This is a genomic window from Thiomicrospira sp. ALE5, from assembly GCF_900112445.1.
Taxonomy (GTDB): domain Bacteria; phylum Pseudomonadota; class Gammaproteobacteria; order Thiomicrospirales; family Thiomicrospiraceae; genus Thiomicrospira.
Window position 1 is genome coordinate 90,905 of the sequence record NZ_FOYY01000003.1, and the last position, 18,319, is coordinate 109,223.

Annotated in this window: 25 protein-coding genes; all 25 read left to right on the top strand. The window is 43.5% G+C overall.

All coding sequences use genetic code 11. The features are described 5' to 3' along the window. Positions 1 to 20: 20 nt before the first annotated feature. Positions 21 to 1,316: a nucleotide sugar dehydrogenase gene (locus tag BM293_RS00500; protein ID WP_093446037.1), complete on the top strand. Its 1,296-nt coding sequence runs from the start codon at positions 21 to 23 to the stop codon at positions 1,314 to 1,316. Positions 1,317 to 1,339: 23 nt separating this feature from the next. Further along, complete coding sequence (locus BM293_RS00505) at positions 1,340 to 1,555, top strand: hypothetical protein (protein ID WP_093446039.1); 216 nt, start codon at positions 1,340 to 1,342, stop codon at positions 1,553 to 1,555. A gap of 1 nt (position 1,556) precedes the next feature. Continuing rightward, a complete protein-coding gene (locus tag BM293_RS00510) occupies positions 1,557 to 1,850 on the top strand; it encodes a type II toxin-antitoxin system RelE/ParE family toxin (RefSeq protein WP_093446040.1) in 294 nt (97 codons plus the stop codon). Beyond that, positions 1,847 to 3,046 (top strand): NAD-dependent epimerase, encoded by a 1,200-nt coding sequence (locus BM293_RS00515; RefSeq protein ID WP_093446042.1) that lies wholly within the window; start codon positions 1,847 to 1,849, stop codon positions 3,044 to 3,046. The genes BM293_RS00510 and BM293_RS00515 overlap by 4 nt, the downstream gene beginning before the upstream one ends. A 366-nt stretch (positions 3,047 to 3,412) precedes the next feature. Beyond that, entirely contained in the window at positions 3,413 to 4,768 is a 1,356-nt protein-coding gene (locus BM293_RS00520) for a Fic family protein (protein WP_093446044.1), read from the top strand. Continuing rightward, a complete protein-coding gene (locus tag BM293_RS10390) occupies positions 4,743 to 4,877 on the top strand; it encodes a hypothetical protein (protein ID WP_255360071.1) in 135 nt (44 codons plus the stop codon). The genes BM293_RS00520 and BM293_RS10390 overlap by 26 nt, the downstream gene beginning before the upstream one ends. A 158-nt stretch (positions 4,878 to 5,035) precedes the next feature. After that, on the top strand, positions 5,036 to 5,323 hold the full coding sequence (locus tag BM293_RS00525; RefSeq protein WP_093446045.1) for a GIY-YIG nuclease family protein: 288 nt from the start codon (positions 5,036 to 5,038) through the stop codon (positions 5,321 to 5,323). Positions 5,324 to 5,578: 255 nt separating this feature from the next. Then, positions 5,579 to 5,956: a hypothetical protein gene (locus BM293_RS10425; protein WP_143607722.1), complete on the top strand. Its 378-nt coding sequence runs from the start codon at positions 5,579 to 5,581 to the stop codon at positions 5,954 to 5,956. Then, positions 5,956 to 7,290 carry a GDP-mannose 4,6-dehydratase gene (locus BM293_RS00535; protein WP_093446047.1) on the top strand — a complete coding sequence of 445 codons (1,335 nt, stop codon included), beginning with the start codon at positions 5,956 to 5,958 and terminating at the stop codon, positions 7,288 to 7,290. Before BM293_RS10425 ends, BM293_RS00535 begins: the two co-directional genes overlap by 1 nt. Continuing rightward, positions 7,287 to 8,150: a glucose-1-phosphate thymidylyltransferase RfbA gene (rfbA, locus tag BM293_RS00540; protein WP_093446049.1), complete on the top strand. Its 864-nt coding sequence runs from the start codon at positions 7,287 to 7,289 to the stop codon at positions 8,148 to 8,150. Before BM293_RS00535 ends, rfbA begins: the two co-directional genes overlap by 4 nt. A 27-nt stretch (positions 8,151 to 8,177) precedes the next feature. Next, entirely contained in the window at positions 8,178 to 8,390 is a 213-nt protein-coding gene (locus tag BM293_RS00545; protein WP_093446050.1) for an addiction module protein, read from the top strand. Beyond that, the gene (locus BM293_RS00550) at positions 8,383 to 8,682 is read left to right on the top strand and encodes a type II toxin-antitoxin system RelE/ParE family toxin (RefSeq protein ID WP_093446052.1); all 300 of its coding nucleotides are present in this window, start codon (positions 8,383 to 8,385) and stop codon (positions 8,680 to 8,682) included. The genes BM293_RS00545 and BM293_RS00550 overlap by 8 nt, the downstream gene beginning before the upstream one ends. 234 nt (positions 8,683 to 8,916) lie before the next feature. After that, positions 8,917 to 9,921, top strand: a complete 1,005-nt coding sequence (locus BM293_RS00555; RefSeq protein WP_200770580.1) for a PDDEXK nuclease domain-containing protein — start codon at positions 8,917 to 8,919, stop codon at positions 9,919 to 9,921. A gap of 8 nt (positions 9,922 to 9,929) precedes the next feature. Next, positions 9,930 to 10,085: a hypothetical protein gene (locus tag BM293_RS10125; protein WP_200770581.1), complete on the top strand. Its 156-nt coding sequence runs from the start codon at positions 9,930 to 9,932 to the stop codon at positions 10,083 to 10,085. Next, the gene (locus BM293_RS00560) at positions 10,086 to 10,985 is read left to right on the top strand and encodes an ORF6N domain-containing protein (protein ID WP_234968840.1); all 900 of its coding nucleotides are present in this window, start codon (positions 10,086 to 10,088) and stop codon (positions 10,983 to 10,985) included. It begins immediately after the preceding gene. Further along, positions 10,982 to 11,131: a hypothetical protein gene (locus tag BM293_RS10130; RefSeq protein WP_200770582.1), complete on the top strand. Its 150-nt coding sequence runs from the start codon at positions 10,982 to 10,984 to the stop codon at positions 11,129 to 11,131. The genes BM293_RS00560 and BM293_RS10130 overlap by 4 nt, the downstream gene beginning before the upstream one ends. Beyond that, positions 11,128 to 11,688 (top strand): ORF6N domain-containing protein, encoded by a 561-nt coding sequence (locus BM293_RS00565; protein ID WP_093446056.1) that lies wholly within the window; start codon positions 11,128 to 11,130, stop codon positions 11,686 to 11,688. Before BM293_RS10130 ends, BM293_RS00565 begins: the two co-directional genes overlap by 4 nt. 52 nt (positions 11,689 to 11,740) lie before the next feature. Next, positions 11,741 to 12,784: a TDP-N-acetylfucosamine:lipid II N-acetylfucosaminyltransferase gene (locus tag BM293_RS00570; RefSeq protein WP_093446057.1), complete on the top strand. Its 1,044-nt coding sequence runs from the start codon at positions 11,741 to 11,743 to the stop codon at positions 12,782 to 12,784. After that, positions 12,784 to 13,344 carry an acyltransferase gene (locus BM293_RS00575; RefSeq protein WP_093446059.1) on the top strand — a complete coding sequence of 187 codons (561 nt, stop codon included), beginning with the start codon at positions 12,784 to 12,786 and terminating at the stop codon, positions 13,342 to 13,344. The genes BM293_RS00570 and BM293_RS00575 overlap by 1 nt, the downstream gene beginning before the upstream one ends. Positions 13,345 to 13,351: 7 nt before the next feature. After that, positions 13,352 to 14,239 (top strand): formyltransferase family protein, encoded by an 888-nt coding sequence (locus BM293_RS00580; RefSeq protein ID WP_159428438.1) that lies wholly within the window; start codon positions 13,352 to 13,354, stop codon positions 14,237 to 14,239. After that, positions 14,239 to 14,877: a hypothetical protein gene (locus tag BM293_RS00585; protein ID WP_093446062.1), complete on the top strand. Its 639-nt coding sequence runs from the start codon at positions 14,239 to 14,241 to the stop codon at positions 14,875 to 14,877. The genes BM293_RS00580 and BM293_RS00585 overlap by 1 nt, the downstream gene beginning before the upstream one ends. Continuing rightward, positions 14,874 to 14,996 carry a hypothetical protein gene (locus BM293_RS10395; RefSeq protein ID WP_255360072.1) on the top strand — a complete coding sequence of 41 codons (123 nt, stop codon included), beginning with the start codon at positions 14,874 to 14,876 and terminating at the stop codon, positions 14,994 to 14,996. The genes BM293_RS00585 and BM293_RS10395 overlap by 4 nt, the downstream gene beginning before the upstream one ends. Next, positions 14,993 to 16,051: a TDP-N-acetylfucosamine:lipid II N-acetylfucosaminyltransferase family protein gene (locus tag BM293_RS00590; protein ID WP_159428439.1), complete on the top strand. Its 1,059-nt coding sequence runs from the start codon at positions 14,993 to 14,995 to the stop codon at positions 16,049 to 16,051. The genes BM293_RS10395 and BM293_RS00590 overlap by 4 nt, the downstream gene beginning before the upstream one ends. Before the next feature lie 31 nt (positions 16,052 to 16,082). Then, positions 16,083 to 17,228, top strand: coding sequence for a Gfo/Idh/MocA family protein (locus BM293_RS00595; protein WP_159428440.1), 1,146 nt, complete (start codon positions 16,083 to 16,085; stop codon positions 17,226 to 17,228). Beyond that, positions 17,225 to 18,316, top strand: coding sequence for an FkbM family methyltransferase (locus BM293_RS00600; RefSeq protein ID WP_093446065.1), 1,092 nt, complete (start codon positions 17,225 to 17,227; stop codon positions 18,314 to 18,316). Before BM293_RS00595 ends, BM293_RS00600 begins: the two co-directional genes overlap by 4 nt. Positions 18,317 to 18,319: the final 3 nt, after the last annotated feature.

Genomic DNA, 18,319 nt, shown 5'->3' on the forward strand with positions numbered 1-18,319 from the left:
CTAAATAAAAAGAGATAATTATGAAAATTGCTGTAGCAGGAACCGGATATGTGGGCTTGTCACTAGCCGTATTATTAGCACAACATCACGAGGTAGTGGCACTGGATATCGTGCCAGAAAAAATCGACTTGTTAAACAACAAGCAATCGCCGATTGTCGATGCCGAAATCGAAGACTTTTTAGCCAATAAACCGCTCAACTTTACCGCGACGCTAGACAAGCAGCAGGCCTATAAGGACGCGGAATTTGTCGTTATCGCCACCCCAACCGACTACGACACCGAAACCAATACCTTCAACACTAAATCGGTGGAAGCGGTGATAACCGATGTGCTGGTGATTAATCCCAACGCCACGATGATTATCAAAAGCACCATCCCGGTCGGCTACACCGATTCAGTCAAGGCAAAATTTGCAAACGGCCTGTCATTGCGAGCGAAGCGAAGCAATCTAGAGATCGCCACGGCCTCCGGCCTCGCGATGACAGGAAAAAACAATGTCATTGCGAGCGAAGCGAAGCAATCATCTCACCAACCCAACATAATCTTCTCGCCCGAATTTCTTCGCGAAGGCAAAGCCCTTTGGGATAACCTACACCCATCACGCATTGTTATGGGTGAGCAGTCTGAACGCGCGCAAGTCTTTGCTAATCTTCTGTTAGAAGGGGCGGCCAAACCGAAAGCAGAAATCCCGGTACTCTTTACCGACTCCACCGAAGCCGAGGCGATTAAGCTGTTTTCCAATACCTATTTGGCATTGCGCGTGGCCTACTTCAACGAACTCGACACCTACTGCGAAACCCATGGCCTTAGCACCCGTCAAGTGATTGAAGGGGTCGGCTTAGACCCTCGCATCGGTAGCCACTACAACAACCCCAGTTTTGGTTACGGCGGTTATTGTCTGCCAAAAGACACCAAGCAACTGCTCGCCAACTACCAAGACGTGCCGCAAAACCTGATTGCCGCGATAGTGGATGCCAACACCACAAGAAAAGACTTTATCGCCGACCAAGTCATCAAGCGCAAGCCACAAAAAGTCGGCATCTACCGACTGGTGATGAAGCAGGGCAGCGACAACTTCCGCGCCAGCGCCATCCAAGGGGTGATGAAGCGCATCAAAGCCAAAGGCATTGAAGTGGTCATTTACGAACCGGTCTTAACCGAACAAGGCCAAACCGATTTCTTCCACTCCAAAGTCATCAGCAACCTCGAAGATTTCAAAACCCAAAGCGACGTTATCATCGCCAACCGCCTAGTTGACGACCTGCAGGATGTGCAAGACAAAGTGTATACTAGAGACCTATTCGGTAAAGACTAGGTTGATAGTTAAGGATTAAGATCATGTATGCATTAACAATTGATAATCCGCGTGTTGAATCGCTTGTTAAGGAACTTTATCAAGATAAAAGTTTGTCTGATGATCCTGCTTTCATCGCTTTTTTGCAAAAAAAGAAAATGATGCGTGATTTACGTGAAAGCTATAACCAATATCAAGATGGGCAGCTTATAACTGAAGATGAAGTCTTTGCATCTGTTTATAACGAGTTAGGTTTATAGTTTGAAACAAATCCGCTATACCCCAAAAGCGCGCGAATCAATTAAACAGATTGCCCACTATCTTATAGGGCAAACAAAATCAAAAGCCTTTGTTAAAAAGCACCTAGATGATTTTCGTGCGTCCCTTTGTCAGTTGCTAACAACGTTTCCAGAAGCAGGTGTGCAGATTCAAATCGAAGAAATCAGCTGCCGTAGAGTTGTGGTTAGCGGCTATTCAGTTTTATATTTATTGGAACCTGAGTATGCCATTATTCTTCTTGTGTACAAACAAAACGAACCTAAGTTAAAAGCATGAAACTAAACATTCAAAATTCAAAATTAAACATTCTCGTGACCGGCGCAGCAGGCTTTATCGGCTACCACCTGATTCAATCCCTAAAACTCTACGGTCATCACATAGTCGGCATCGACAACCTAAACGACTACTATGACCCGCAGCTCAAACTCGACCGTCTCAAAGCGCTCGGTTTAGATATTAGCGACATTGCGAGCGATGACGCCAGCCTGTCATTGCGAGGAGCGACAGCGACGCGGCAATCCCCAAGCCGCGAAGCAATCTCCCAAAACCTAACCTTCATAAAACTCGATCTCGCCGACCGCGCAGGCATCCAACAGCTATTCGCTGAAAATCAATTCGACATCGTCGTCAACCTTGGTGCGCAAGCCGGCGTGCGTTATTCCATCGACAACCCACACGCCTATGTCGATTCCAACCTAGTAGGCTTTGTCAATATCCTAGAAGGCTGTCGTCACGCCAAAGTTAAACACCTGGTTTACGCCAGCTCCAGCTCCGTGTATGGCATGAATATCAAACAGCCCTTTAGCACCGAAGACCGCGTGGACTACCCAATTAGCCTCTATGCTGCCACCAAAAAGTCCAACGAACTGATGGCCCACACCTACAGTCACCTTTACGGCATCCCAACCACCGGCTTACGGTTTTTCACCGTCTATGGCCCAATGGGACGCCCCGATATGGCGTATTTCTCCTTCACAAAAAAAATCCTAGCGGGAGAAACCATCAACGTATTTAACAACGGCGACATGAAACGCGACTTCACTTATATTGACGACATCGTCGAAGGCATCACTCGCGTTATGGAACGTCCCCCGTTCATAGAGAGCGAACCCTCTGTCATTGCGAGCGAAGCGAAGCAATCTGGAGATCGCCACGGCCTTCAGCCTCGCGATGACAGCGCCCGAGTCATTGCGAGCGAAGCGAAGCAATCTATAACCAATGCGCAAGCACCTTATAAAATCTACAACATCGGCAATAACCAACCCGTAACCCTGCGCCGTTTTATCAGCGCCATCGAAACCGCCACCGGCAAAAAAGCCAATGAAAACCTACTACCCATGCAAGCGGGCGATGTGCCAATCACCTATGCTGATGTGGACGATCTTATTGCGGATACCGGGTTCAAACCCGCCACCAGCATCGAAGACGGCATCGCCAAGTTTGTCGAATGGTATAAAGGTTATTACAATTGATGTCGGAGAGGGCATACGTTTAGATTCGAGTGACGCAATAGAAGCCCTGTTTAATTACGTGCAAGGAGCGCGTTCTTGAGCAGGAATTCCCCTTGAACCAGGACCGACTTATTATGGCAGGGTGTAACCATTTTTCATGAAAGCGTGGTTTAATAATGTTTTTTCATGACTGAAAATGCTTTTTCATGAATTTATGGCTTCCAAGCGCAGCGAAGCCAGGGAAATCAGCGCGTAACGAAGTGAAGCCTGAATCCCCGTCAAACTAATTTGCTACTAACTTTTTAAAAATTAGTAGCAAATTAGTTTCAAAGCCCTCTGTTGTTGTTACAATAATCCTAACAATCAAAACCAAGTTGTTTAAAGATTATGAAAATCCCCCCATCGCCACCGAGTATCGAGGCGTTTTTAGCTGATTTTATGCAGCAGGCGGATGCGGCGCAGTTGATGGCGTTGTTGTCGCTGGACATGGGCGCGTGTGATGAACGTGGCCGCTATTTGCATTGGGATAAATTGCGATTTGTTATTCCGCCGCATGGATTAAGTACCGAAGAGTATTGGTTTGTTATCAAAACGGCACGAAACAAATTAGCCAAAAAGCTAAACCTGACCGATCAGCAAGGCAAACCCATGCAATTTTGCGTGACAGACGCCATGTTGCACTCGCTACATTGGTTAGACCAACATGCGGCGGGGCAGGTTGCCATGCCGCAACCCCTTGCCAATACCGCCACGCGTGATCAATATTTAGTGTCGTCGTTAATTGAAGAAGCGATTAACTCCAGCCAACTTGAAGGCGCATCCACCACGCGCGATGTCGCCAAAACCATGTTGCAACAACAGCGTGCGCCTCGCGACAAAAGCGAACAGATGATTGTGAATAACTATCATGCGATGCAAGCTATTGCCGATTTAAAAGACGAACCGCTTTCACCAGGCCTGGTGTTTCATCTTCACCAAGTTTTAACGGAAAACACCCTAGACGACCCTGCCAAAGCCGGGCAGTTGCGTGTTGAGAGCGATCAAATACAAGTGGTGGATAATCGCGATGGTCAGGTTTTACACACCCCGCCGTCTGCAAAAAGCCTAGCTAAGAGATTACAGAACTTGTGCGACTTTGCCAATAATGATGACCCAAAACACTTTATCCACCCGGTAATAAAGGCGATGATTTTGCACTTTATGCTGGGTTATGAACATCCATTTGTCGATGGTAACGGTCGCACGGCGCGCGCGTTATTTTATTGGTACATGGCCAAAAAAGGCTATTGGCTCACCGAGTTTGTATCGATTTCCAAAGTGTTAAAACAAGCCCCGGCGCAATATGCCAAGGCCTATTTACACACCGAAACCGATGATAACGATTTAACTTATTTTCTGATTCACCAGCTTGAGGTTTTACAAAAAGCGATTGACGAACTGTTTGCTTACCTTGCCCGCAAAAACGCAGAGATGGCTCATGCCGAGCAGGTTCTTAAAAACGCTAAACTCAAAAGCCAGCTAAACCACCGGCAAATGGCTATTTTGAGCCAAGCCCTCAAGCAAGAAAAAGTGTTTACAATCGAAGCGCACCGCCACAAACATGGCACCAGCTACCAAACCGCGCGCACCGATTTGCTTGGCTTGTCTGACCAATATGGTTTGCTGGAAAAACGCAAACAGGGCAAAGGCTTCGTGTTTTATGTGCCGGATGACCTAGATGAACGCATCAAAACGCTTGAATGATCACGTTATCGCAACCCTTTATCCCGTCATTGCGAGCGCAGCGAAGCAATCTATAGATCGCCACGGCCTTCGGCCTCGCGATGACCGCGCCACGTCATTGCGAGCGTAGCGAAGCAATCTCCAGATCGCCACGGCCTTCGGCCTCGCGATGACCGCGCCCACGTCATTGCGAGCGTAGCGAAGCAATCTCCAATAGATAAAAACTGCAAAACAAAGCCATTGGGTGTAATATTTACTTACATTTAATTAATGGATACACATTTAACCATGAAACAAGGTTTCATTTATATAATGAGCAACAAGAAAAATGGCACGTTATATGTTGGTGTTACGAGTAATTTGATTCAGCGCGTTTACCAGCACAAACAACATTTAATTGAAGGATTTACCAAGCGTTACAACCTTAATAGGCTAGTTTATTTTGAACAACTAGACGAAATTAGCAGCGCGATAGAGCGAGAAAAACAACTGAAATCCGGTAGTCGTCAAAAGAAGATTCAGCTTATAGAACAAGTGAATCCTGAATGGGATGATCTGTACGAATCCATATTATAAGATCGCCACGGCCTCCAGCCTCGCGATGACTCAATCCTTGTCATTGCGAACTCTTCCTTGTCATTGCGAGCTCTTCCTTGTCATTGCGAGCTCTTCCTTGTCATTGCGAGCGCAGCGAAGCAATCTATAGATCGCGATGACCTAAATCCCTGCGTACATTAACCATTGTAAAAAACTTTTACACTTTCCAAAAAAATACCTGCTGATACAATAGCGCCCATTTCAATAAAACACGTAAACCCGAGAATTAAAACCATGTATGGCATCGTTGCAGGCATTGCAGAAAGAAACATCGTCCCGATACTCCTCGAAGGCTTAAAGCGCCTTGAATACCGCGGTTACGACTCAACGGGTATCGCCCACCCACACATCTGCAACCAAAGCGTCTCGGTTTTACACAACGGCATAATCGAAAACTACCAACAACTCAAACACCAACAAACCGAACAAGGCTATCGCTTCACCTCCGATACCGACACCGAAGTTATAAAAGCCACCACCAATGTCGGGCGCATAACCGCACCCATAACATTTAATATTCCGCTACAATTACTCGCTTACCAAGTCGCGCTTGCCAAAGGCACCGACGTCGATAGACCGAGGAATCTAGCAAAATCAGTTACGGTAGAATAATGCAATCAAATAGTTTGAAAATCCTAGTCACCGGCGGTGCTGGGTTTATCGGTAGCGCCGTTGTGCGTCATATTATCAACGACACAGATTACGCCGTCGTCAATGTCGATAAACTCACCTATGCGGGCAATCTTGAGTCGCTAAAGTCAGTTGAAAACAACGAGCGCTATGCGTTTGAACAAGTCGATATTTGTGATGCAGTAGAACTCAAGCGTGTGTTTAATCAACACCAACCGGATATCGTTATGCATCTCGCGGCAGAATCCCATGTTGACCGCTCGATTGACGGGCCGGGCGAGTTTATTCAAACCAATATCGTCGGCACCTATACCTTGCTCGAACAAGCCAGAGCCTATTGGGCAGGCCTGCAAGGCGACAAAAAAGCCAACTTCCGCTTCCACCATATTTCGACGGACGAAGTTTATGGCGATTTACCGCACCCGGACGAGCTAGATCGCCACGCTACGCTCGCGATGACAGAACGCGTCATTGCGAGGAGCGACAGCGACGCGGCAATCCAAGGTGCTAGTCATTGCGAGCAAAGCGAAGCAATCTCTAAAGAACAACCACTGCCATTATTCACCGAAACCACCGCTTACGCGCCAAGTTCGCCCTATAGCGCCAGCAAAGCCGCATCAGATCACTTAGTGCGAGCTTGGCAAAGAACCTACGGCTTACCAACCCTAGTCACCAATTGTTCCAACAACTACGGCCCATATCACTTCCCAGAAAAGCTCATCCCATTAGTGATTCTTAACGCCCTAGAAGGCAAACCGCTGCCGGTGTATGGCAAGGGTAATCAAATCCGAGACTGGCTGTATGTAGAAGATCATGCACGCGCATTAGTACTCGTTGCCACGCAGGGAAAAATCGGCGAAACCTACAACATCGGCGGTCACAACGAAAAACAAAATATCGAAGTGGTTAAAACGATATGCAACATTCTGGATGAGCTAGATCGCCGCGGCCTTCAGCCTCGCGATGACAAGAAAGGGATAGCCACGGCCTTCGACCTCGCGAAGACAGAAAAAACAACCATCATTGCGAGTATTTCACCCGTCATTGCGAGCGAAGCGAAGCAATCTCAATCAGGTAGCAACTCAGCAATCTCTTCTTACACAGACCTCATCACCTATGTAACTGACCGCCCCGGTCACGACATGCGCTACGCCATCGACGCCAGCAAAATCCAACGCGAACTTGGTTGGACACCGCAAGAAACCTTTGAATCGGGTATCCGCAAAACCGTACAATGGTATCTCGACAACCAGGCCTGGTGCCAACACGTACAAGACGGCAGCTATCAAAGAGAAAGATTAGGAAGTAAACAATGAAAGGCATTATCTTAGCAGGCGGTTCCGGCACACGGCTTTATCCGATTACGCGCGGCGTATCCAAACAACTATTACCCGTTTACGACAAGCCGATGATTTACTACCCGCTATCGGTGCTGATGCTGGCCGGTATTCAAGACACCCTGATTATCACCACACCCGAAGATCAAGCGGGATTTATCCGTATGCTCGGCGACGGCAAAGACTTCGGTGTCAACCTAAGCTATGCCATCCAACCCAGCCCTGATGGTCTTGCGCAAGCCTTTACCATCGGCGAAAACTTTATTGGCAACGACAGCGTGTGCCTCGTGCTCGGTGACAATATCTTCTGGGGGCAAGGTTTTACCCCAATTCTAAAACGTGCCGCCACCAGGCCTGCTGGGGCCACCGTATTTGGCTACCAAGTTAAAGATCCGGAACGCTTTGGCGTAGTCGAATTCGACGAAAACAGAAAAGCCATCAGCATCGAAGAAAAACCCGCCCAACCCAAATCAAACTTCGCGGTCACCGGCCTGTATTTTTACGACAATGATGTCGTGCAAATCGCCAAACAAGTCAAACCCAGCCACCGTGGCGAACTCGAAATCACTACCATAAATCAAATGTATATGGAGCGGGGCGATTTAAACGTTGAACTGCTCGGGCGTGGCTTTGCCTGGCTCGATACCGGCACCCACGAAAGCTTACTTGAAGCCGCCATGTTTGTCGAAACCATCGAAAAACGCCAAGGCTACAAAATCGCCTGCCTGGAAGAAATCGCCTGGCGCAACGGCTGGCTCACCAACGACCAAGTCGCCCAAACGGCTAAGGCCCTCAGCAAAAACGGCTATGGGCAATATTTAGCGGATTTGCTAAAGTGATGGCTAATATTTAAAGGGAGATTAGCGATGCTTGTAGATACCAAAAAAATAGATGAACTGCCTTTAAGCACCAAACTAGAGTTAATGGAAGTCGTCATGAGCGCATTGATCAAGAACGAAGCCGAGTTTGCAGTCCCAGCATGGCATGAAGATGTTTTAGAAGCGAGAGCGCAGGAAGTTCGCGAACCTGATGCATGGAAAACATTCGATCAAGTTCGTGCCGCGCTTAAAAATGACTAAGCAAATCCTATTCACACCTTCTGCAGAAAAGGATCTGATTCTTGCCAAAAACTTTTACGCAAAAGTAGATCCAATGCTAGGAGAATATTGTGCTGACAGCTTAATGTTAGACATTGAGAGACTGCGTTTCTTTGCAGGGGTGCATGCAAAAGTTTTCGGCCAATATAGGATGATAGCGCGTACATTTCCATTTTCGATTTATTATCAACTGCCAAACGAAAATGACATACTGATTGTGGCTGTGCTAGATAGTCGAATAAATCCTAAAACGATGGCGCAAAGGCTTGGTTGAAAAGCATGAAAACGCAATTCGCAAACTGACTATAAAAATTAAACATTGAGCATTAAAAATTAACATGACTCCAGTCACCAAAGCCTATTTACCCAACAACCCAAACCACCAGGCCTGGTGCAACGGCTATGGGCAATATCTAGCGGATTTGCTGAAGTAAAAAACAAAAGTATGTCGAAGAAAACTGAAATTAACACAGATAACTTAAAACACTTGCTTAATGAACTAAAGCAAGTGATTCGTGCTGCCCAGCATAGAGCGCTACAAAGTGTTAATAAAGAATTAACCGCGCTTTATTGGACGATTGGCCAGAGAATCGTTGCAAGTCAAGAAATTCATGGTTGGGGAAAATCCGTGGTTGCGCAAATCAGTGACGAACTGCAAAAAGAGTTTGTTGACTCCAAGGGTTTTTCTGTGCAAAACCTTTGGAATATGCGAATGTATTATCTCGCTTACCAAGATCATCCAAAACTCCAGACACTGTCTAGAGAAATTAGCTGGTCACACAATATTAAAATACTGCAAAAGCTCAAAGACCCGCTAGCACAACAATTTTACATACAAGCGACCCTCAAAAATGGCTGGAGCCTGCGAGTGCTCGACCACCAAATCGACAACCAAACCTATGAAAAAACGCTCCTTGGTCAGACCAACTTTGCCAATACTTTACCGGCAAAGATGCAACAACAAACCGATTTAATCATCAAAGACGAATACACCTTTGATTTTCTAGAATTGGCCGAAGAACACTCTGAAAAAGAGCTGGAAAATGCGCTCATCCAGAAAATCCGCGACTTTCTGATTCAAATGGGTGCAGACTTCGCCTTTATGGGGAATCAATACAAATTGACCGTTGATGACGAAGACTACTTTATAGACTTGCTGCTTTATCACAGACGCCTAAAATCACTCATTGCCGTGGAACTTAAAATCGGTAAATTCAAACCCGAATATGCAGGTAAAATGAGCTTTTACCTTACGGCACTGAACGAGACCGTAAAACTGCCCGAAGAAAACCCATCTATAGGCATCATCATCTGTAAAGACAAGGCCAGAACCACAGTCGAATTTGCGCTGAAAGAGAGTAATCAACCTATAGGCGTAGCCACTTATAAACTCGCACACCAACTGCCGAAGGAATACCAACACGCATTACCTGCGGCGGAAGAGATAGAACAAAAACTCAGTGAATTGTTTGCTGATGAAACCACCCATTCAAAATTAAACATTGAGCATTAAAAATTAACATGACCCCAGTTACTAAAGCCTATATCCCGAATAAACACCAACAAAACCACCAGGCCTGGCGCAATGGTTGGCTCAGCAACGAACAAGTCGCCCAAACCGCCCAAGCCCTCAGCAAAAACGGCTATGGCAAATATTTAGCGGATTTAATAAAGTAAATGCCAATGGAATCTTTAACTAAGATCGACAATCAGCTTGTCCAGTCCAAGATATACACAGTGCGAAATACGCAAGTCATGCTCGATCATGATTTGGCGCAATTGTACGGCGTACAAACTAAGGCACTAAACCAAGCAGTAAAACGAAATAGCTTACGGTTTCCAGAGCGTTACTGCTTTCAGTTGACTCAACAAGAGTTTGAAAACTTGAAGTCACAAATTGTGACCACAAGTGGACACGGTGGCAGAAGAACCCTTCCATACGCGTTTACAGAGCAGGGTGTTTCGATGCTCTCCACGGTGCTCAAAAGCGAGACCGCGATAAACACGAGTATACGCATTATGGATGCCTTCGTTGCGATGCGCCAGTTTATAAGTCAGCATGCACTGGTTTTTGAGCGAATGGATGCGATAGAACGCAAGCAATTAAAAACCGATAGCAAAATTGATCAGATTCTAGATGCGCTTGAAGCTAAGACAGAAAAGCCTGAACAAGGCATTTTCTTTAACGGTCAAATTTTCGATGCCTATGTTTTTGTAGCAGATCTCATCAAGTCCGCCAAACAAAGCATCATTATCATCGACAATTACCTAGATGAAAGCGTATTGCTGATGCTCACCAAACGACAAGCCAATGTAAAGGCAGAACTATTTGGCAAAAACAACACACCACAATTTACGCTCGATCTGCAAAAACACAACCAGCAGTACCCGCCAGTCATTTATTACCCGTTTTATGATGCGCACGATCGATTCATTATTATCGATAACCAAGACATCTATCACCTAGGCGCAAGCTTAAAAGAGCTCGGCAAAAAGTGGTTCGCCTTCTCAAAAATGGAAAAAGAAACCCTGCGTATTATGGAAAAACTTGAAGAAGCAAGGAGTCAATCGAAATGACCCCAGTCACCAAAGCCTATTTACCCAACCACCCAAACCACCAGGCCTGGTGCAACGGCTGGCTAAGCAATGAACAAGTCGCCCAAACCGCTAAAGCCCTCAGCAAAAACGGCTATGGCCAATACCTAGCGGACTTAATCAAATGAACAACGAAATCACCATCCAAGAAGTGCAATCCAAGTTCATTCAACTGAACAATCAGCAAATGCTGTTGGACACTGACATTGCTCAGCTATACCAAGTCGAAACCAAACGTATCAATGAAGCCGTTAAAAACAACCCAGAAAAATTTCCGCAAGGTTATATCGTTGAATTAACTGACGATGACTGGTCAAGTTTAAGGTCGAAAATTTCGACCTTAAAATCAGCGGGGCAAGGGCAACACACAAAATACAAGCCCAAAGCTTTCAGCGAAAAAGGCTTATACATGCTTGCCACCATTCTAAAAAGCAAGCGTGCAACCGAAACAACCCTTGCCATTATTGAAGCTTTCAGCAAATTGCGACAACTCACCCGCGTGGTGTCACAAATTAGCTCACAAGAAACGACCCCAGATGAGCAAAAATCCCTGATGACCCAAAGCGGAGAACTTTTAGCAGAAATCATCGACGACGGACTCACCACTACCGACAGTGAAACCACCTTTGAGCTGAACTTTGCCGTATTAAAGCTAAAACATACAATCAAGCGAAAACAAAAATGACCCCAGTTACCAAAGCCTATTTACCCAACAACCGAAACCACCAGGCCTGGTTATGAGCAAAAAAATCCTCCACATTGCCAACAGTGATAAATTTATCCCACCCTTTATTGAGTTCGTTAAAGAACACTTCGAGTTTAGCGAGCACGAATTTCTGCTCACCGGTGGCATGGCGCAAGAGCAGCTAAAACCCTATGCGAATGTCCAACTGGCGAAAAGAACCATCATCGGGCGTTTACAGCACTACGCTCAAGCCGTGATAAAAATGCACCAAGCCAAAAAAGTTATCTTACATGGCTTGTTTGATATAAAGCTGGTTTACCTATTATTCTTCATGCCTTGGCTGCTTAAAAAATGCTACTGGGTCATGTGGGGTGGTGATTTGTATGTGTACCAACTCGGCGAACGCAGCTGGAAATGGAAGGTGCGTGAGTTTTTTCGCCGCCCGGTGATTAAAAATATGGGTCATTTGGTGACCTATATCAAAGGTGATTACGAACTCGCGCAACAATGGTATGGCGCAAAAGGTCAATATCACGAATGTTTTATGTACACCAGCAACCTCTACAAAGAATACGACGTGCCGCACAAACAACACAGCGGCATTAATATATTGGTCGGCAACTCCGCCGACCCAAGCAATAACCATTTAGAGGTGTTTGACAAACTGGAAGCCTTTAAAGACCAAGACATCAAAATTTATGCGCCCCTGTCTTACGGCAACCCAGGCTATGCGCAAACAACTATTCAGCAAGGCAAACAACGCTTTGGCGATAAATTCGAACCCTTAACCGAACACATGCCGTTTAACCAGTACTTAGAGTTTCTTGGCAAAATTGACATTGCTATTTTTAATCACAAACGCCAACAAGCCATGGGCAATACCATTACGTTGTTGGGTTTGGGTAAAAAAGTGTTTATGCGCAGCGATGTGACCCAGTGGGCGTTTTTCAAAAGTCATGGTATTGCGGTTTATGATATTGAAGCGTTTGCTTTAACTGATGACGAAGATATTCAAGTCGATGAAAATAAGCACAGAGTTAAATCTTACTTTTCAGAGCAAACATTTGTGAACCAATTACGTGAGATTTTTAATTAATGGCTTATTTAACTGAAAAACAGTTAGGCGAGATGGGGTTTAAATCACTTGGCAAGAGCGTAAAAATAAGCGACCGTGCCAGTATTTATAATGCCGACCAAATTGAAGTTGGTGACTACTCTCGTATTGATGATTTTTGTGTTATTTCGGGCAAAATAAAAATTGGTCGTAATGTGCATATCGCACCATATTGTTTAGTTGCAGGCGGTGAAAAAGGCATAATTTTCGAGGATTTTTCAGGTCTTGCTTATCAAGTGCAAGTTTTTACACAGTCAGATGATTATTCCGGTCAAACAATGACAAATCCTACTGTTCCAGCTGAATTCAAAAAAGAAGCGAAAAGAGCTGTCTTTATCGGTAGGCACTCAATTGTTGGAGCAGGGTCAATAATACTGCCCGGCGTTACCTTGAATGAAGGTACATCTATCGGCGCAATGTCGTTGGTACGAAAATCGACAGAATCATGGTCAATTTATCTTGGAAACCCTGCCAAAAAAATCAAAGACCGTAAAAAAGATTTGCTTGAGTTAGAGCGTGCTTATTTAGAAGGTGAACACTGAGATGGTTATGCAAAATATTGCGTTTTATGTTATGAATTCAAAAGGCCTGTTTGTGCTTAAAAGCTTCATCGAAAAATTTGGAGCCAATGCGATTGGCTATGTGGTCAGCGAGCAAGATAAAGCCGTGCAATATGATGGTTATGAAGAGATTAAACAGCTTGCACAAAACAATGACATTCCTTTTTATCCACGCACCCAATTCGATGCCCAAATAGAAAACAAATTTTTAGGTTTAAAATTTGCCATAGGTTGGCGTTGGTTAATTAAAAATGAAACCAATCTGATTGTTTTCCATGATTCGCTGCTGTCCAAATATCGCGGGTTTGCTCCTTTAGTAAACTCCTTAATTAACAAGGAGTTGCGGGGGGGGGTAACAGCTTTGTTTGCGGATTGCAAGTATGATCGTGGCGATATTATCGCGCAAAAATCGACTGATTTTAGCTATCCGTTAAAAATAGAAGAGGCAATTAGGCAAATAGAGCCGTTATATTTTGATTTGGTCGATGAAATCTACACTCGCGTTTTAAAAGGCGAGGCGCTTACCGGATATAAGCAAGACGAAAATCAAGCTACTTATAGCCTGTGGCTAGATCACGAAGATTACTTTATTGACTGGGCTTGGTCGGCTGAAAAAATTAAGCGGTTTGTTGATGCGGTGGGTTATCCGTATGATAGCGCAAAAGCTAGATTAAATGATGAAGTGATTTATTTTAAAGAGGTTGATCTGCTAGATGATGTTGTAGTTGAACATCGTGAAAGACATATCGGCAAAGTAATTTTTATAGAACAAGGTGCACCAGTCGTTGTTTGCACGCAAGGGTTATTAGTGTTGAAAGAAATAACTGATACGAATGGCAAAATGGTGCAGATAAATTTTAGAAGTAGGTTTAAGTAATGAGTTGGGGTTTAATTGTTGAAGTCGCACAAATTTTTATTGCCATTGGTGTGTTATTAGCTTTTTGGCAAATTGTGCTCTATCGAAAAGAGTTTGAACAAGATCACGAAAGGTCAAGAAGACAAAATACGACAGCTTTGTTATTGGAGTGGAATAAAGGCTTGACTGAAGAAATGGCAAACACACGAAGCTTCATTGAAATCTTGACTGAGGAGCAATGTAGAAAGGTTGCTAATAAAGAGACTGTCAAAGTCAAGGCAAAGTATTTGAAAATAATTAAAAATCACATTGGTATAAAAGATGATCAGAAAAACAAAAAAATTAAGCTTTCAAAAGCGCAGGTTATGAAAATTAGGTTTTTGGGTGTTCAATACTTAAATTTGCTTGAAACTATACTGGGAGCATGGCAAAACAACTCCGTTGATAAGACGGTCATCGAAAAAGAGTTTAAATATCTGTTATCACCAGAGAAAGGGCACGCGGGATTAGACAAGTTCAGGAAAACGCTTGGTGGTAGTGATGCATACCCGGCTATTGAAGTTTTTATTAACTTCTTAGTTTCACAAAAGAAGGCTGGTTTAGATGAGTTGGCAAAACGTCCACTCGGTAATTTTAAGTTTTGGAGTAGGGCAACATGATAACTTTCAACAAACCGCCTTTAACTGGCAATGAGCAGCAATATGTTTTGCAGGCGATGCAAAGTAATAAGATTTCGGGCGATGGTTTTTTTGGAAAAAAATGCCAGGCCTGGTTATGAGTAAAAAAATCCTTCATATTGCCAACAGCGATAAATTTATCCCGCCGTTTATCGAGTTTGTAAAAGAACACTTCGAGTTTAGCGAGCACCAATTTCTTCTCACCGGCGGTATGGCGCAAGACCAGTTAAAGCCCTATGAGAATGCCCAATTGGCGAAAAAAACCATCTTCGGGCGCTTACAGCACTATGTTCAGGCTGTGATAAAAATGCACCAAGCCAAAAAAGTCATTTTGCATGGCCTGTTTGATATTAAGTTGGTTTACATCTTGTTCTTCATGCCTTGGCTGCTAAAAAAATGCTACTGGGTCATGTGGGGTGGGGATTTGTATGTGTATCAACTCGGTGAACGCAACTGGAAATGGAAAGTACGCGAGTTTTTTCGCCGACCAGTGATTAAAAATATGGGCTACATAGTCTCTGGTAATCAAGGTGATATTGCAAACGCTAAAGAGTGGTATGGATTCAATGGGGAAAAACTAAATTGTGTTTTTTATACAAGTAATATTTTCCGAAATGATATCAAAACAATTACGTGCGAAACCTCAGATGAAATTAGAGTGCTTGTAGGGAACTCTGCCACAGAAACAAATAGGCACTTAGAAGCTTTTGAAATAGTTTATTCTGAAAAAATAAAATCTAAGAAAAATGTAAAATTAATTGTACCTCTATCTTATGGTGATCCAAAATATTGTAAGGTGGTTATTGATTATGGAAAGAAAAAGTTTGGTGATGATTTTGTTCCTATAACTTATTTTATGCTTTATCAAAGCTATATAAATATACTTTATAATTCAGATATTGTTGTGTTCAACCATAATAGACAGCAGGGGTTTGGGAATCTTGTACAGCTATTAGGTTTTGGGAAAAAAGTCTATATTTCACGTCAATCAACCTTGTGGGATTATTTTAAATCTATTGGTGTTGTTGTATATGATATTGAAAAGTTCGATATTGTGCCAATTGAAGAATCATTGGCTTTAAAAAATCGTAAGGCTATTGAAGAGAACTTCTCAGTCGAACGAATAATATTTGATATGAAGAAAGTTTTTGAATAGTTTTATTTTTAGAGTGTAAGTGAGTTAAGTCTTGGATAGAAAATTAAAGCTGGCATTTATCGGAGGTGGGATAAATTCTGCCATCGGTGACACTCATTTTATTGCATCTCAAATGGATAACTTATTTTCAGTTGATGCAGGATGCTTTAGTCGAGATGAGGTGATTAATGAGGCTACAGCAAAAAAGTGGGGAATAGCGCCTTCCAATTTATACTCTAACTGGCAAGACTTAATTAACAATGCGAAAAGCACAATTGATGCAATTGTAGTTTTAACGCCAACACCTGCACATTTGAATCCCGTACTTTCTGCAATTGAAAATGGTATCCCTGTAATTTGTGAAAAGGCGCTTGCATCAACGAGCATAGATGCTCAAAAGATGATGGCAGCATTAGAAGAAAGTGCTGGGTACTTAGCTGTGACCTACAACTACACTGGTTACCCGATGGTCCGTGAGCTTAAAGAAATGATTCGTCATGGTCGATTAGGCCGGGTTGAACAAATCCATATTGAAATGCCTCAAGAAGGTTTTGCACGACTTAATCGTGAAGGCAAGCCAATGGTTCCGCAGCAATGGCGCATGCGTGATGGTGATATTCCAACTATCTCTTTGGATCTAGGCGTGCATCTTCATCATATGATTGACTTTTTAACGGGCGAAAAACCTGAATCTCTGGTTGCAACGCAAAGCAGTATGGGGCAGTTCCGTCAAGTTGTTGATAATACAATGGCATTGGTTAAATACACTAATGGGCTTGAGTGTAACTTATGGTTCAGTAAATCTGCTCTTGGTCATAGAAATGGGCTTAAGGTAAGGGTCTATGGTGATCAAGGTTCAGCTGAATGGTTTCAGCTGGAGCCTGAGCTTATTCATTTTTGCGATAACGGTGGTCGAAAAATGCAAATAGACCGAGCGTATAATGATGTTTTTATAGCGCATCAGCCACGCTATAACCGGTTTAAATCCGGGCATCCATCTGGTTTTTTAGAAGCTTTTTCCAATCTTTATGTAGATGTTTTTGAAGATTTAACAAATAAATTGATTGGCAAACCAGCGCAAAATGACTTTGTCTTTCATGCACAAGATGCTTATGAAGGGTTATTAATGTTAGAGGCCATTGAACTGTCTGCGCGAGAGCAACGGTGGGTAGATTTAAAACAAAGAGAAAAAAAATGAGACAGTACAAGCAAGTTATGATTCAGGATAGATTTCCTGAAGATGTAAAAGCCATTGCGTTTTGTGAGAAATTTATAAAAGGTGAAACCCCTCGTTATGTATTTGGTTGCAATGAGTGGGCTAAAAGTATAGCCGAGCATATTGATCTAGATGGATTTGTTGATGACTTTACGGATTCTGTCATTTTTTATGATAAGCCTGTTATACGAAGTAGTGAGATACCGCCAACGGCAATGGTAATAAGTGCAGTGGTTATTGCAAGACCAATTACAGCTATGCGAGTTTTAGATAGAAAAGGCATTCAAGCGATTAATTATTATGCGTTTAAAAAATATAGCGGTATAAATGTAAAAGATGTTACCGTTCTTGGAACTTTTGATAATGAGTTTAGGATTAATAAACATGAGTTTGAATGGGTCTTTAATCAATTTGCGGACGAAGAATCCCGGCGAATATTTAGCGCGCTGTTAAATTTTCGACTGTCACGTAACCTTTCTTTTATGAAAGGTTTTGTCGATGCTCAGGATCGACAGTATTTTGAGCGGTTTCTCAAGTTGCAGCCTCAAAATGAAGTGTTTCTTGATGTGGGTTGCTTTGATGGGTACACGAGTGAAGAGTTCATTAAGCGTTGTCCTGGTTATAAAGCAGTACACGTTTTTGAACCTGAACCATTGAACATGGCAAGGGTTAAGAATCGGTTGGAACAGTACAATAATATCCATTACCATCCCTATGGTGCCTCAAACCAAGCGCAGACACTACGATTTTCATCCGGTGGATCATCTTCAACTATTTCTGAAGACGGGGAGATGGAAATTAAAGTCGATCAAATTGACGAACTCGTTAAAGTCCGCTTCACTTTTTTGAAGATGGATATTGAAGGTGCAGAAGTTGCTGCACTTGAAGGCGCAGAGCGTTCAATAAAACTTTATCATCCGCGCCTCGCTATTTGTGCTTATCACAAAGCGGATGATTTGTGGCGGATACCAAAATTGGTTTTATCATTTCGAGATGACTATGAACTGTATTTGCGCCACTACACAGAAGGTGTACATGAGACCGTCATGTTCTTTATTCCAAAAGAGTAACCG

Coding starts and splice junctions, on each gene's coding strand:
- BM293_RS00500 (WP_093446037.1), top strand. CDS start 21: ATGAAAATTGCTGTAGCAGGAACCGGATATGTGGGCTTGTCACTAGCC.
- BM293_RS00505 (WP_093446039.1), top strand. CDS start 1,340: ATGTATGCATTAACAATTGATAATCCGCGTGTTGAATCGCTTGTTAAG.
- BM293_RS00515 (WP_093446042.1), top strand. CDS start 1,847: ATGAAACTAAACATTCAAAATTCAAAATTAAACATTCTCGTGACCGGC.
- BM293_RS00520 (WP_093446044.1), top strand. CDS start 3,413: ATGAAAATCCCCCCATCGCCACCGAGTATCGAGGCGTTTTTAGCTGAT.
- BM293_RS10390 (WP_255360071.1), top strand. CDS start 4,743: ATGAACGCATCAAAACGCTTGAATGATCACGTTATCGCAACCCTTTAT.
- BM293_RS00525 (WP_093446045.1), top strand. CDS start 5,036: ATGAAACAAGGTTTCATTTATATAATGAGCAACAAGAAAAATGGCACG.
- BM293_RS10425 (WP_143607722.1), top strand. CDS start 5,579: ATGTATGGCATCGTTGCAGGCATTGCAGAAAGAAACATCGTCCCGATA.
- BM293_RS00535 (WP_093446047.1), top strand. CDS start 5,956: ATGCAATCAAATAGTTTGAAAATCCTAGTCACCGGCGGTGCTGGGTTT.
- rfbA (WP_093446049.1), top strand. CDS start 7,287: ATGAAAGGCATTATCTTAGCAGGCGGTTCCGGCACACGGCTTTATCCG.
- BM293_RS00545 (WP_093446050.1), top strand. CDS start 8,178: ATGCTTGTAGATACCAAAAAAATAGATGAACTGCCTTTAAGCACCAAA.
- BM293_RS00550 (WP_093446052.1), top strand. CDS start 8,383: ATGACTAAGCAAATCCTATTCACACCTTCTGCAGAAAAGGATCTGATT.
- BM293_RS10125 (WP_200770581.1), top strand. CDS start 9,930: ATGACCCCAGTTACTAAAGCCTATATCCCGAATAAACACCAACAAAAC.
- BM293_RS00560 (WP_234968840.1), top strand. CDS start 10,086: ATGCCAATGGAATCTTTAACTAAGATCGACAATCAGCTTGTCCAGTCC.
- BM293_RS10130 (WP_200770582.1), top strand. CDS start 10,982: ATGACCCCAGTCACCAAAGCCTATTTACCCAACCACCCAAACCACCAG.
- BM293_RS00565 (WP_093446056.1), top strand. CDS start 11,128: ATGAACAACGAAATCACCATCCAAGAAGTGCAATCCAAGTTCATTCAA.
- BM293_RS00570 (WP_093446057.1), top strand. CDS start 11,741: ATGAGCAAAAAAATCCTCCACATTGCCAACAGTGATAAATTTATCCCA.
- BM293_RS00575 (WP_093446059.1), top strand. CDS start 12,784: ATGGCTTATTTAACTGAAAAACAGTTAGGCGAGATGGGGTTTAAATCA.
- BM293_RS00580 (WP_159428438.1), top strand. CDS start 13,352: ATGCAAAATATTGCGTTTTATGTTATGAATTCAAAAGGCCTGTTTGTG.
- BM293_RS00585 (WP_093446062.1), top strand. CDS start 14,239: ATGAGTTGGGGTTTAATTGTTGAAGTCGCACAAATTTTTATTGCCATT.
- BM293_RS10395 (WP_255360072.1), top strand. CDS start 14,874: ATGATAACTTTCAACAAACCGCCTTTAACTGGCAATGAGCAGCAATAT.
- BM293_RS00590 (WP_159428439.1), top strand. CDS start 14,993: ATGAGTAAAAAAATCCTTCATATTGCCAACAGCGATAAATTTATCCCG.
- BM293_RS00600 (WP_093446065.1), top strand. CDS start 17,225: ATGAGACAGTACAAGCAAGTTATGATTCAGGATAGATTTCCTGAAGAT.